The sequence below is a fragment of the Micromonospora sp. WMMD980 genome, assembly GCF_029626035.1.
In the GTDB taxonomy this organism is placed as follows: domain Bacteria; phylum Actinomycetota; class Actinomycetes; order Mycobacteriales; family Micromonosporaceae; genus Micromonospora.
The window spans coordinates 2,482,629-2,496,636 of record NZ_JARUBE010000003.1 but is presented as its reverse complement, the minus strand read 5'-3'; the positions used below and the strand labels follow the sequence as shown (position 1 = coordinate 2,496,636).

At 76.6% G+C, this 14,008-nt stretch carries 6 protein-coding genes; all 6 read left to right on the top strand.

What is annotated here, in order from left to right:
- Positions 1-45 precede the first annotated feature (45 nt).
- The 6 genes from O7618_RS12065 to O7618_RS12040 all read left to right on the top strand — a co-directional run bounded on the left by O7618_RS12065 (position 46) and on the right by O7618_RS12040 (position 13,992).
- The gene (locus O7618_RS12065; RefSeq protein ID WP_278106144.1) at positions 46-639 is read left to right on the top strand and encodes a hypothetical protein; all 594 of its coding nucleotides are present in this window, start codon (positions 46-48) and stop codon (positions 637-639) included.
- Positions 640-858: 219 nt separating this feature from the next.
- Positions 859-1,254: a DUF2267 domain-containing protein gene (locus O7618_RS12060; RefSeq protein WP_278106143.1), complete on the top strand. Its 396-nt coding sequence runs from the start codon at positions 859-861 to the stop codon at positions 1,252-1,254.
- Positions 1,255-1,581: 327 nt separating this feature from the next.
- Positions 1,582-5,049 (top strand): AMP-binding protein, encoded by a 3,468-nt coding sequence (locus tag O7618_RS12055; protein WP_278106142.1) that lies wholly within the window; start codon positions 1,582-1,584, stop codon positions 5,047-5,049.
- Positions 5,046-8,192, top strand: coding sequence for a thioesterase domain-containing protein (locus O7618_RS12050; protein WP_278106141.1), 3,147 nt, complete (start codon positions 5,046-5,048; stop codon positions 8,190-8,192). Before O7618_RS12055 ends, O7618_RS12050 begins: the two co-directional genes overlap by 4 nt.
- Positions 8,189-10,495, top strand: a complete 2,307-nt coding sequence (locus tag O7618_RS12045) for a lantibiotic dehydratase (protein WP_278106140.1) — start codon at positions 8,189-8,191, stop codon at positions 10,493-10,495. The genes O7618_RS12050 and O7618_RS12045 overlap by 4 nt, the downstream gene beginning before the upstream one ends.
- Positions 10,492-13,992 (top strand): amino acid adenylation domain-containing protein, encoded by a 3,501-nt coding sequence (locus O7618_RS12040; protein ID WP_278106139.1) that lies wholly within the window; start codon positions 10,492-10,494, stop codon positions 13,990-13,992. Before O7618_RS12045 ends, O7618_RS12040 begins: the two co-directional genes overlap by 4 nt.
- Positions 13,993-14,008 lie beyond the last annotated feature (16 nt).

Genomic DNA, 14,008 nt, shown 5'->3' with positions numbered 1-14,008 from the left:
CGGCTCGGGCAGGATGGGGCGGGAGTCGACCCGGGGGAGGGCACGATGACGGTCACCGCCGACGACCTGGACCGGGCGGCCGCCTGCGTGGCGACGGCACTCGGGCCGGTGACCGGGGCGGACTGGTCGCGCCGCGCCGGCGGGCTGGAGTGGGACTGCCGGCGGACCGCCGAGCACCTGGCCGACACGCTGCTGTCGTACGCGGCGCAGGTGGTGTCCCGGCCGGCCGACCGCTTCGTCCGCCTCGCCGTCGTGCTGGAGCCGGACGCCTCGCCGGCCGAGACGGTCGAGTGCGTGACCTGCGCGGCCAAGCTGCTCGCCCTGGCGGTGCGGGGCACGCCGGCCGGGGTGCGGGCGTTCCACCCGTCCGGCCAGGCCGACCCGGCCGGGTTCGCCGCTATGGGGGTGGCCGAGGTGCTGCTGCACGGCGAGGACATCGCCGTCGGCCTCGGCACGGCGGTGGACCCGTCCCGACCGGTGTGCGAACGGGTGGTGGCGCGACTCTTCCCCGACGTGGCGCCGGGTCTGGCCGACGTGGACCCGTGGATCGCCCTGCGCTGGTGCGTCGGCCGCGCCGACCTGCCAGCCCGCCCCCACCGCCACACCTGGCAGTGGCGCGGCGCCCCCCTCGGCGGCTGACCCCCTCCCGCCCTGTCCGTGCCACCCCGCCCACTCGGCGTCGATCTTGCAGTCTGGGCCCCCGAGACATCACATATGCACCTTTCGTCGGGGCGGAAAGTGCAAGATCGGCAGGTGGCGGGCGGGTGGGGTGGTCGTTTGGTGGGGGTGGGGGTGGGTAGACGCGGGGGGCGGCCGGCGGCACGAGGTTGCCGGGGCGGCGGCGAGGGGAGGGACGGGATGCGGTTTCCCCTGTTCGTCGACGCGGTGGCACGTCGCGCCGAGCTGCCCACGGACGACGCCGCGACGATCTCCCGGGCGGTGCTGCAGACCCTCGCCGAGCGGGTCACCGCCGACGAGTCGGCCGACCTGGCCGCCCAGTTGCCGGACGACGTGGGGGGCTATCTGTCGACGCCCGGGCGGGCGGGTGCGACCGGGGGCGCGGTGGACTTCCTCTACCGGGTGGCCGAGCGCGCCGCGGTGGATCCGGCGGTCGCCGAGGTGGGCGCGCGGGCGGTGCTCGCGACGTTGCGTGAGACGGTGACCGTCGGCGAGTTCGAGGACCTGGTGGCGCAGTTGCCGCGAGGTTTCGACGCGATGGTGGACCCCGTTCCGCGCCCGCCGTACGATGTCTGAGCAGGCTCCCCGCGACCCGGGTCGAGCTGCCGGGCAGGGGCCGTCAGGGCGAAAATTTGACGGCCCGGAAGTATTTTCACCGTAAAATAACTCGCCAGTAGCCACCTACGCCGAAAATCGTCTACGCGCTAGAGGGATGATCGGACGGATTCCTCCGTCCCGGGTACCACGTGCCCTCCCACCTTCGGCTCAACCCGCATCGATGCTCTTCCGATCAAGGGATTGAGCTTTATTCTGCTTCCAATGTGAAGTCCTGGGGGGGATCAATGGTCACATTCGTCGATTGCTGCGTGCCTGTCGTCAGTGGAGCGCAACCCGCATCCTGACATGGCAGAGACGATGATCATCAATCGTTTCGGCGCGGTCGCAGCGGTCCACGGTGGCCGTCCGGCACTTCTCGGTGAGACCCACGAGGTCGGTTACGCCGAGTTGGCCGGTGCGGCCGGCGGGTACGCGGCCGTGCTCGTCGCCGCCGGTCTCCGGCCGGGCGACCGCATCGCGCTGCTCACCACGCACGGCGCGCCGACCGTCGCCGCGCTGCTCGGCACGCTGGCCGCCGGGTGCGCCTACGTGCCGCTGGACCCGGGGTTCCCGGTCGCCCGCCTGCGGCACATGGTCACCGCCGCCGGCGTCACCGCCGTGGCGTACGCCGCCGAGCACCGTGAGCTGGCCCGTGAGCTGGCCGCCGGGCGCGCCACGGTGCCGTTGGACGACGCGCCCCCGGCCCCGCTGCGCCCGGTCCCGGTGGACCCGGACGCGCTGGCGTACGTGCTGTTCACCTCCGGCTCCACGGGTGTGCCCAAGGCGGTCGGGCAGACCCACCGCAACCTGGCGCACGTGGTCGACAACCAGATCGACGCGCTCGGTGTCGGCCCGGCCGACCGGCTCAGCCTGCTCGCCTCGTTCAGCTTCGACGCCGCCATCTGTGACCTCTACCCGGCGCTGCTCACCGGCGCCGCGGTCGTCCCGGTCGACCTGCGCCGGCAGGGCCTCGCGTACGCGGTCGAGCAGCTCGACCGGCACCGGACCACAATCCTGCACTGCACGCCCACCGTCTACCGGTTCCTGCTCGACACGCTCGGCGAGCGCCGGCTGGCGTCGGTGCGCGCGGTGCTGCTCGGCGGCGAACAGGCCACCTGGGCCGACGCCGCGCGCGGCCGGGACCGGTTCGCCGCCGACTGCCTGCTGGTCAACGGCTACGGCGCGACCGAGATGACGTTCGCGGCCCGGCACCTGGTGCCGCTGTCCCAGGTGGACCCGACCGCCGTCGGGCCGCTGCCGGTCGGCACCGCGTTCCCCGGTTACCGGCTCGACCTCGACCCGGACACCGGCGAGATCGTGGTGCGCAGCCGGCACCTCGCGCCCGGCTACCTCAACCAGGACAGCGACCGCTTCGCCACCGACGACGGCGGCGTGCGGTCGTACCGCACCGGCGATCTCGGCCGGCGCCTGCCCGGTGGCGAGCTGGTCTGCCTGGGCCGGCTCGACCGGCAGGTCAAGGTACGCGGGCACCGGGTGGAGCTGACCGAGATCGAGGCCGTGCTCGCCGACCGGCCCGGCGTGGCCGGCGTCCGCGCCATCGCCCGCGACGGTGAGCTGCTGGCGTACGTCCGCCCGGCCGACCCCCGCCCCGACCCGGCCGCGCTGCGGGCGGCCCTGACCGCCGCCCTGCCCGACTACGCGGTGCCCCGCGCGGTCGTGGTGGTCGACGAGTTCCCGCTCACCGTCAGCGGCAAGGTCGACGAGCGGGCGCTGCCCGACCCGGCCACCGAGGTCCCCGCCGAGGCGGCGCCGGCCACCGAGACCGAACGCGCCGTGCACGACATCTGGTGCGCGGTGCTCGGCCGCCCGGCGGTCGGCCGCACGGACAACTTCTTCGACGTGGGCGGGCAGTCGTTGCTGTTGGGTCGGGTGCAGCAGCGGATCGCCGAGCGGTTCGGGGTGCGGCTGCCGATGCTGCGCCTGTTCGACCACCCCACCGTGGCCGCCCAGGCGGCCCTGCTCGACGCCCCACCGGAGGCGGTCCGCGCCCCGCTGCTGCCCGTGCCCGCCGCCCCGGTCAGCGCCGCCCGCGACTACACCGGCGACGAGATCGCCGTGGTCGGCGTCGCCGGCCGCTTCCCCGGCGCGCCCGACGTGGCGACGTTCTGGTGGAACCTGTGCACCGGGGTGGACTCGATCCACGACCACACCGACGAGGAGCTGGCCGCGCTCGGTGTCGGGCCGCGCCTGCGCGCCGACCCCCGGCACGTCCGCGCCGCCGGGCGGCTCGACGGGGTGACCGACTTCGACGCCGAGTTCTTCTCGTTCGGCGCCGAGGAGGCCGCCCGCACCGACCCGCAGCACCGGATCTTCCTGGAGACCGCGTGGGAGGCGCTGGAGGACGCCGGGCACGACCCGCGGCGCTTCCCGGGGCTGGTCGGCGTCTACTCCGCCACCTCCGCCAACCGTTACTTCCTGTTCCACCTGATGGACAACCCGGCCGTGGTCGGCGACGTCGACCCGGACGACTGGGAGGCGCGCCTCGTCGGCCGGCAGCTCACCGACCACCTGCCCGGCCAGGTGGCCTACCGCCTCGGCCTGACCGGGCCCGCGCTGGCCGTGCAGAGCGCCTGCTCCAGCTCGCTGGTAGCGGTCTGCCTGGCCGCGCAGAGCCTCGCCGACTACCAGTGCGACCTCGCGCTGGCCGGCGGCGCCACCGTGATGTGGCCCCGGCACCGGGCCACCCCCGGCGGGCTCGCCTCGCCCGACGGCCGGTGCCGCGCCTTCGACGAGGCCGCCGACGGTTCCGGCTTCGGTTCCGGCGCGGGCGTCGTCGCGCTGCGCCGGCTCGCCGACGCCCAGGCCGACGGCGACCGGATCTACGCGATCCTGCCCGGCTGGGCGGTCACCAACGACGGCCCGGAGCGGGCCGGGTTCGCCGTGCCCGGGCCGGCCGGGCAGGCCGCCGCCGTGGCCAACGCGCTCGCCACCGCCGAGGTCGCCCCCGGCGAGGTACGCCTCGTCGAGGGCCACGGCAGCGGCACCCCGCTCGGCGACGCCATCGAGGTGGCCGCGCTGCACGAGGTGTACGCCGGCGCCGCCCCGGCCGGCGCCTGCGCGCTCGGTTCGGTGAAGACGAACATCGGCCACCTCGACGCCGCCGCCGGCATCGCCGGGCTGATCAAGACGGTGCTCGCCGTCCGCCACGGCGTCATCCCGCCGAACCTGCACTTCACCCGCCCGCACCCGGAGATCGACCTGGCCGCCGGCCCGTTCCACGTGCCGACCAAGGCCCGGGACTGGCCGGACGGCGGGCGCCGGGTGGCCGGAGTGAGCGCGTTCGGCCTCGGCGGCACCAACGCCCACGTGGTGGTGGAGCAACCGCCCCCGGTGGAACCGGTCGACCCGCCCGGCGCCGGGCCGTGGCTGCTGCCGGTCTCCGCGCGTACCCCGGTGGCGTTGCGGGCCGCGGTGGCCCGGCTGCGGGCCCACCTGGCCGGCGCCGCGCCGGCGCTGCCCGAGGTGGCCGCCACGCTGGCGCTCGGCCGCCGGCAGTTCGCCCACCGGGCGGCCGTGGTCGCCGTCGACCTGCCCGGCGCGCTGTCCGCGCTGGATGTGCTGCTCGACACCGACGCCCGCACGGCCGACGACGCCGGGCCGTTGCGCGAGCTGGCCGCGGACTGGGTGGCCGGCCGCGACGTCGACTGGGACGCCCTGCACCCCGAGGGCACCGTGCGGCGCACCGGGCTGCCCACCTACCCGTTCCAGCGCCGCCGGCACTGGATCGACCCCGTGCAGAGAGGCCCGAGGTGAACTGGTTCGTCTCCACCGGAAGCCGCCCCGAGGCGCCGGTGCGCTTGTTCTGCCTGCCGTACGCCGGCGCCGGCGCGAGCGCGTTCCGGCGCTGGCCGCCCGCGTTCGATTCGGGCGTCGAGGTGTTGCCGGTGCAGTTGCCGGGCCGGGAGAACCGGATCACCGAGGACCCCCGCTTCTCCGTCGCCGAGGTGGCCGACGCCATCGCCTCCCGGGCCGACCGCCGGTATGCGATCTACGGCCACTCGATGGGCGGCCGCCTCGGCTTCGAGGTGGTGCGGGAGCTGCGCCGCACCGGCCGGCCGCTGCCGGCGCGGCTCTACGTCGGTGGCGCCCGCGCCCCGCACGTCGCCGCGCCGGGGCTCTTCGACGGGTTGTCCCGGGCCGACGACGCGGAGCTGCTGCGCCGCCTCGGCGACGGCGGCGGCCTCCCCGCCGAGCTGCTGGAGCACCCGGAGCTGGTGGAGCTGCTGCTGCCGCTGCTGCGGGCCGACTTCGGCCGGGTGGACGACTACCGCTACGTCCCCGGCGAGCCGCTGCCGGTGCCGATCGTCGCGTTCGCCGGCGACCACGACCGGGCGGTCACCCGCGAGCAGAACGCGGCCTGGGCGGCGCACACCGCCGCCGGGTTCACCCTGCACGAGCTGCCCGGCGGGCACTTCTTCCTGCACGACCGGCTTCCCGAGCTGGCCGCCCTGATCCAGACCGACCTGGCCGCCGCGCCGGGCACCGGTCTGCCGCCGGGCGTCGCGCCCGGCACCCCGACCACCCGCGCCGCGACACCGGGCGCGGGTCCGGCCCCGGTGCGCGCCTCCGGCCGCGGGACCGCCGGCGGTGCGCACCGGGTGCCGCTCGGCGACACCGGCTGGTCGGTGTGGCGCGACGCGATGCTGCGGACCACCGGCTTCCCCGCCGACGGGCTGGCGCTGCTGACCGCCCCGCGCGCGGCCGCCGCCGCCGACGAGCTGATCGACACCGGCGCCGGGGAGGACCGCTTCGACAAGGAGTTCGACGAGGCGGTCCGCGCCGGTGCCGAGCGGCTCGGCGCACTGGCCGGCGACCCGCTGCTGCGCGAGGCGGTCACCTGGCAGAACCGGGGCGCCCTGGCCGCGCTGGACGGGCTGGCGCGCGGCGGCGCCGACGCGCCCCGCAACGTGCGCCGGCGGGACCGGGAGCGGGCGCTGCTCAAGTACTGGCAGCGCTACTGCGGCAAGAACGAGACGGTCGGCTTCTTCGGCCCGAGCTGCTGGGTCGCCGTCGACCCCGAGGTGCCGGAGGTTGCCCGGGTCAACCCTGGCGACCAACTGACCCGGCGGCGCTGGGTGTGGTTCGAGTCCTGGGCGCTGACCGCGTACGCCGACCGGATCGGCGCGGACCTGGCGGTCCGCCGCTGGTGGCCGCCGAGGCTCCGGCCCCACCTGGCGATCCGGGACCGGGCCGTGCTGCGGCCCGGCCGGCCGCCGCTGACGCTGACCCCGGTCGAGGCCGCGCTGCTGCACGCCGCCGACGGGCGACGCGCCGCCGCCGATCTGGTCGCCGACCCGGCGATCGGGCTGCGTCGGCCGGCGGACGGCTACGCGCTGCTCGACCGGCTGGTGGAACGGGAACTGGTGACCTGGGACGCGGCGCTGCCGGTGAGCCCGGACGCCGAGCGGGTGCTGGCCGAGCGGATCGCCGCGATCGGCGACGAGCCGGCCCGCGCCGCCGCCCGGGCCGGCCTCGACCGGCTGTGCGCCGCCCGCGACCAGGTGGCCCGGGCGGCCGGCGACCCGGTGTCGCTGCGCGCCGCGCTGGACACCCTCGACGCCACGTTCACCGAGCTGACCGGCGTGCCCGCGGTGCGCCGCGCCGGCCAGATGTACGCCGGCCGCACGATCTGCTACGAGGACACCGCCCGCGACCTGGACGTGGTCTTCGGCGCCCCGCTGCTGGCCGAGCTGGCCGCACCGCTGGACATGCTGCTGCGCGCCGCCCGCTGGCTGGCCAACGCGCTCGCCGACGCCTACCTGGACGTGCTGCGCGGCCTCCACCAGGAGCTGCGCGCCGAGTCCGGCGCTCCGGTGGCGCTGGCCGACCTGTGGTTCCTGGCCCAGGGCCTGTTCTGGGGCGACGGCGAGCGGCCGGTCGACGCGGTCGCCGCCGATTTCGCGGCCCGCTGGGCCGGGCTGTTCGGCCTGGACACGCTGCCCGCCGGCGCGACCGGTGTCGAGCTGCGCGCGGCCGACCTGGCCGAGCGGATCGACGCGGCCTTCCCTGGCAGCCGGCCGACCTGGTCCAACGCCGTCATGCACAGCCCCGACCTGCAGATCTGCGCCACCGACGACGCGGCGTTGCGGCGCGGGGACTACACCGTGGTGCTCGGCGAGCTGCACGCCGCCTGGTCGTCGTTCGACTGCGCGGTCTTCACGCCGTCGCACCCGGAGGTGGAACGACTGCGCGACGCGCTCGCCGCCGACCTGGGGCAGCGGCGGGTGCGGCTGCTCTTCCCGGCCGACTGGCCGCGCCGGACCAGTCGCACCGCCGAGTCGCTGACCGGCCCGACCGATCGGCAGCTCGCCTTCCTCGACGCGCCGGGCGCCGACCCGGACCGGGTGCTGCCCACGGTGGACCTCACCGTCGACGAGGTCGGCGGCGAGCTGGTCGCCACCGCCTCGGACGGGCAGCGCTGGCCGCTCGCCGAGGTCTTCGCCGAGGCGTTCAGCGCGCACGCGGTGGACGGCTTCAAGCTGGTCGCCGCCGCGCCGTACACGCCCCGGATCACGGTGGACCGGCTGGTGGTGGCCCGGCAGACCTGGCGCACCACGGTCGGCGAGAGCGGCCTGGCCACCGTCACCGGCGAGCGACAGCGGTTCCTGGCCGTGCGGGCCTGGCGTCGCCGGCTCGGCCTACCCGAGCAGGTCTACGTCAAGCTGGGCACCGAGACCAAGCCGTGCTTCGTGGACCTGGCCGCGCCCGGGTTCGCCGGCATGCTCTGCGCGCTGGTGCGCGCCGCGCGCGTCGACGGCGGCGACGCCGTCCCGCTGACGGTCAGCGAGATGCTGCCCGCACCGGAGCAGGCCTGGGTGCCCGACGGCGCCGGCCGCCGCTACCTCAGCGAGCTGCGCCTGCACATCACCGACGCCGGACGGGAGGACGCGAAGTGAGCCACCTGGTGCCCCTGGGCGAGACCGGCTGGTCGGTGTGGCGGGACGTGGTCCTGCGTACCGCCGGGTTCCCGGCCGCCGGGCTGGACCGCTTCGCCGCGCCGGAGTGCGCGGCCGCCGCCGACGCGGTGCTGGCCGGCGCCGACACCGCCGAGGTCTTCGACAAGACGCTGCGCGACGCGTTCGCCGATTCCTCGGCGGTGGCCGGTGAGCTGGCCGCCGACCCGCTGCTGCGCGAGGCGGTCACCTGGCAGAACCCGGACATGCTGATCGCGCTGGACGGCCTGCTGCGCACCGATCCGCAGGTGCGCAACGTGCGCCGCCGCAAGCGGGAGCTGAGCCTGCTGCGCTACTGGCAGCGCTACTGCGGCAAGGCCGAGACGATCGGCTTCTTCGGCCCGGTCTGCTGGGGCACGGTCGACCCGACGGTGCGCGGCGTGCGCACCGCGCCCGGCGCGACGCTGGTGCACCGCCGCCGGGTGTTCTTCGAGGCGTGGGCGCTGATCGCGTACGCCGACCGGCTCGCCGACGACCTCGCGGTGCGCCGCTGGTGGGCGCCGGCGCTGCAACCGCACCTGACCGTCGCCGGCCGGGAACTGCGCTGGCCGCTGCACCCGCCGATCGCGCTGACCCCGGTCGAGGCCCGCCTGCTGGCCGACTGCGACGGGCGCACCCCGGCGCGGGAACTGGCCGAGCGGCTGTGCGCCGAGGGCGCGGTGCACGGCGTCGACGATGTCTACCTGCTGCTCGACCGGTGGGTCGAGCGCGGCCAGCTCACCTGGGGCGCGAACCTGCCGATCGCCCCGGACGCCGAGGAGGTGCTCGCCGCGCGGATCGCCGCCGTCGGCGACGAGCCGGTGCGCGCGGCGACCGCGGCGGAGTTCGGCCGGCTCCGCGCCGCCCGCGACGAGGTGGCGGCCGCCGCCGGCGACCCGGGCCGGCTCGGCGCCGCGCTCGCCGCGCTCAACACCGAGTTCACCGCGGTCACCGGCCGCCCGGCCACCCGCAACAGCGGACAGATGTACGCGGCACGCACCGTCTGCTACGAGGAGACCGCCCGCGACCTGGAGTTCCGGATCGGATCGGCGGTCACCGACGCGCTCGCCGAACCGCTCGCGGTGGTGCTGCGCACCGCCCGGTGGTTCACCACGCAGGTCGCCGAGCGCTGCGGTGCGCTCTTCACCGAGCTGCACGAGGAGCTGGCCGGCGGCGGCGAGCCGGTGCGCCTGGCCGACCTGTGGCTGCTGGCCCAGGGCACCCTGATCGCCCCGGACGGCCCGATCGGCCGGGCCGGGACGGCGCTCACCGAGCGCTGGGCCGAGCTGTTCGGCCTGCGTGACCTGCCGGCCGGGCAGGCCGAGCTGCGGGTGCGCGCGGCCGATCTCGCGCAGCGGGTGCGGGAGCTGTTCCCGGCCGAGCGCCCCGGCTGGCCGTCGGCCCGGCTGCACAACCCGGACGTCCAGCTCAGCGCCGCCTCACCGGAGGCGGTCGAGCGGGGCCAGTTCCTGCTGGTGCTCGGCGAGCTGCACCCCGCGTCGGTCGCGTTCGACAGCGCGGTGCTCAGCCCGTTCCACCCGGACCCGGCCGCGCTGCGCGCCGACCTCGACGCCGACCTCGGCCCGGTGCGGCTGCGGGTGCTCTGGCCGGACAGCTTCCCCCGGCGGACCACCCGCACCACCTATGCGCTGACCGGCCCGGCGGACCTCCAACTCGGCATCGACACCGCCCGCGGCGCCGACACCGAGCGGCTGGTCCCGGCCACCGCCGTGGTGGTGGAACGCGACGGCGACCGGCTCACCGCGGTCTTCCCGGACGGCGCCCGCTGGCCGCTGATGGAGGTCTTCGCCACGCTGCTCGGCTCGCTGCTGCTGGACGCGTTCAAGCTGTTCGGCGCCGCGGCGCACACGCCCCGGATCACCATCGACCGGCTGGTGGTGGCCCGGCGCACCTGGCGCACCACGGCCGGCGAGTGCGGGCTGGGCGGCCACCCCGACGAGAACGCCCGCTACCTCGCGGTCCGCCGCTGGCGGGCCGCCACCGGCCTGCCCGAGCGGGTGTTCGTCAAGGTGGGCACCGAGATCAAGCCCTGTTACGTGGACCTGACCGGCCCGCTGTACGCGCAGTCGCTGTGCGCCATGGTGGACGCCGCGCTGCGTACCGGCGCGGACGTGCCGGTGGTGGTCTCCGAGCTGTTGCCCGCCCCCGCCGATGCCTGGGTGCCCGACGCCCGGGGCCGCGGCTACGTCAGCGAACTCCGTCTCCAGATCACCGATCCGGCCGAGCACCTGGGAGCACACCGGTGACCGACACCCTGACCGTCAGCGCCGCCTCCGGGACGGACCTGCCCTGGCCGGACGCCACCCTCGCCGACCTGATCGTCGAGCGGGCCGCCCGGGTGCCGGACTCGGTCGCGGTGCGCCAGTGGGACACCCGGCTCACCTACCGGCAGCTCGTCGAGCGGGCCGCCGGAGTGGCCGCCGCGCTGCGCGAACGCGGCGTCGGCCGGGGCGACCGGGTCGGCGTGTGCGGAGCCCGCACCCCGGACCTGGTGGTGACCGTCGTCGGCGTGCTGCTGGCCGGCGCCGCCTACGTGCCGCTGGAGCCGGGCGGCCCGCGTGCCCGGCTGCGTGAGATAGCCCGGGACGCGGGCGTGCGGGTGGTGGTCGGCGACGCGGCGGCGGCCGAGTTCGGCGACGAGCCGGGCGTCGAGGCGATCGGCCTGCCCGGCCCGGCTCCGCTCGCGCCCTGCCCGGCCCGTCCCGGCGACCCGGCGTACGTGCTGTTCACCTCCGGCTCCACCGGCCGCCCCAAGGGGGTGCTAACCACCCACCGCAACGCGGTCGAGTTCGTCACCGGGGTCACCGCGCTGACCGGCGCCGAGGCGTCGGTGCGCAGCCTCGGCATCGCCTCGCTCGGGTTCGACGCGGCCACCATGGACCTGTTCGTGCCGCTGACCCTCGGCGGCGCGGTGCAACTGCTCGGCACGGACGACCGGGCCGACCCGGCGCGGCTGGCCCGGTTCGTCGCCGCACACGAGGTGACCTGGGGCTTCGTCACGCCGACCGTGCTCGCCCTGCTCGATCCGGCGGACGTGCCGTCGTGGCGGGTGCTGCTCTGTGGCGGCGAGGCGGTCCCGGCCGACCTGGTCGCCCGCTGGGCGCCCGGCCGTCGGTTCCTCAACGGCTACGGACCGACCGAGACCACGGTGCTGGCGGTCGGCGGCGACCTCACCCCGGCCGACGCCGACCCGGTGCCGATCGGCCGACCGCTGCCCAACCACCGTGCCTACGTGGTCGACCCGGAGCTGCGGCCGGTGCCGCCGGGAGAGACCGGCGAGCTGCTGATCGGCGGGCCGGGCCTGGCCGACGGCTATCTCAACCGGCCCGCGCTGACCGCCGAGCGGTTCGTGCCCGACGAGTTCGGTGACGTCCCGGGCGGGCGGCTCTACCGCACCGGCGACCTGGTCCGGCAGGCGCCGGACGGCCGGATCGTCTACCTGGGCCGGGCCGACCGGCAGGTCAAGGTGCGCGGCCAGCGGATCGAACTCGGCGAGGTCGAGGCGGTGCTGGCCGCCCACCCGGGCGTGGAGCGGGCCGCGGTGGAGGCGGTGCCCGGCCCGTCCGGCACCGAGCTGGTCGCGTTCCTGACCCCGGCCGGCGCGCCCGACGACGACGTGCTGCGGGCGTACGCCGGGGAGCGGTTGACCGCCGCGATGCTGCCGGCCCGGACGGTGCGGTTGGCCGCGTTGCCGGTCAGCGCGACCACCGGCAAGCTGGACCGGCCGGCGTTGCGCGAGCTGGCCACCGCCGCCGCGCCGGCCGACGACACACCGGACGCCGGTGACCCGGTCGAGGCGGCGGTCCGGCGGCTGTGGACCCGGCTGCTCGGCGCCGCCCCCACGCCCGACGGCGACTTCCTCGCCGCCGGCGGCAACTCGATCGCCGCGATGCGGCTGGTGGCCGCGCTGCGCGCGGAGACGGGCCGGCAGGTGGACACCCGGGTGCTGTTCACCGACCGCACGTTCGCCGCGCTCGTCGACCGGGTCCGCGCCGCCGACCCGGCCGGCGGCGACGACCTGACCACCGGCAACCCGCCCACGCTCTCCCCGCCGCAGCGGCGGCTGTGGTTCATGGACCAGCTCGCCCCGTCCAGCGCGCCCTACAACATCGCGGTCGCGCACCGGCTGCGCGGGCCGCTCGACGTCGGCGCCCTGGGCGCCGCGCTGCGCCTGGTCGCGGAACGGCACGACGTGCTGCGCTGGCGCATCGCGCAGCAGGGCGGCGTGCCCTATGCGGTGCGCGAGGAACCGACCGACGTGGCGGTGCCGGTGGTCGACCTGACCGCCTCCGCCGCCGCGGACGCGGAGTTGGCGGCCATGCTCGCCGCCGGCGCCGGGCACGCGTTCGACCTGGCCACCGGCCCGCCCTGGCAGGTGACCGTCTACCGGCTCGCCGCCGAGGAGCACGTGCTCGCGGTGACCGTGCACCACGCGGTCTTCGACGGCTGGTCCGAGGCGCTGCTCTACGACGAGCTGACCGCCGCGTACGACCGGGCGCTAAGCCGGCCGGCGCCGGGCCGCGCGCCGCTGCCCGCCACGTACGCCGACTACGCGGTGTGGCGGGAGCAACGCGACCGGCGCCGGGGCGAGGCCGACCTGGCCTGGTGGACCGGGCACCTGGCCGGCGCGCCGGCCGTGCTGGAGCTGCCCCGGGACCGTCCCCGCCCGGCCGTGCAGACGTATGCCGGCGCGGAGGCCGCGGTCACGCTCGACGAGGCCGCCGACCGGGCGGTCCGCGATCTGGCCGCCCGGCGCGGCACCACGGTCGCGGCCGTGCTGCTGGCCGGTTTCGGCGAGCTGCTGCGCCGGCTCACCGGCGGTGACGACCACGTGCTCGGCGCGATCGTCGCCGACCGGCGGTTGGCCGCGTTCGACGAGGTGATCGGGTTCTTCATCGACACCGTGCCGGTGCGGGTGCGCGCGGGTGGCAGCTTCGCCGACCAGGTCGACAGGTGCGCGGTCGAGCTGCACGAGGTGACCGTCCACCCGGGCGCGCCGCTGGAGCGCATCGTCGAGGCGCTCGGCGTCGGCCGGGACACCTCCCGCGCCCCGCTGGTGCAGGTGCTGTTCAACGTGCTCAACTTCGTCCCGCCCCGGCTCGCCCTGGCCGACCTCACCGTCGAACCGGTGCCGGTGCCGAAACCCGGCTCGCCGTTCGACCTCACCGTCTACGTGGTGGAGCGCGACGGCCGCGCCGGCGTCGAGGTGGTGCACAACCCGGACCTGTTCGAGGCCGACCGGATCACCGCGCTCCTCGCCGACCTGGCCGCCCTGGTCGGCGCGCTCGCCGCCGACCCGGACGCGCCGGCCGGCGAGGTGGCCGCCGAACTGCCCCGCCCGGCGGTGCGGGTGGCCGCGCTCGGCGCGATGACCGTGGCCGCCACCGAGGCCGCCCGGGCGCCGCTGCCCGCCGGCCCGGACGCGCTCACCGCGACCGAGGAGCTGATCGCCGGCATCTGGCGCGAGGTGCTCGGCCGGGACACCGTCGGCGTCGTCGACAACTTCTTCGACATCGGCGGTCACTCGATGGCGCTCGCCGCGGTGCACGCCCGGCTCACCGAGGCCACCGGCCGCTCGATCACCATGCTCGACCTGTTCCGCCACCCGACCGTGCGCGCGCTCGCCGCCAGCCTCGACGGCGCCGCCGAACGGCCGGAACTGGCCCGTGCCGCGATGCGCGCCGCCGCCCGGCGGGGCCGCCCCCGCCGGACCCCACCACCCCGCCGACCTCACCAGCAGTGATGCCGCAACCCCGTGC

What these genes read in the sequence shown, in the direction of transcription:
- O7618_RS12060 (WP_278106143.1), top strand. Translation starts at nt 859, where the DNA reads ATGCGGTTTCCCCTGTTCGTCGACGCGGTGGCACGTCGCGCCGAGCTG.
- O7618_RS12055 (WP_278106142.1), top strand. Translation starts at nt 1,582, where the DNA reads ATGGCAGAGACGATGATCATCAATCGTTTCGGCGCGGTCGCAGCGGTC.
- O7618_RS12065 (WP_278106144.1), top strand. Translation starts at nt 46, where the DNA reads ATGACGGTCACCGCCGACGACCTGGACCGGGCGGCCGCCTGCGTGGCG.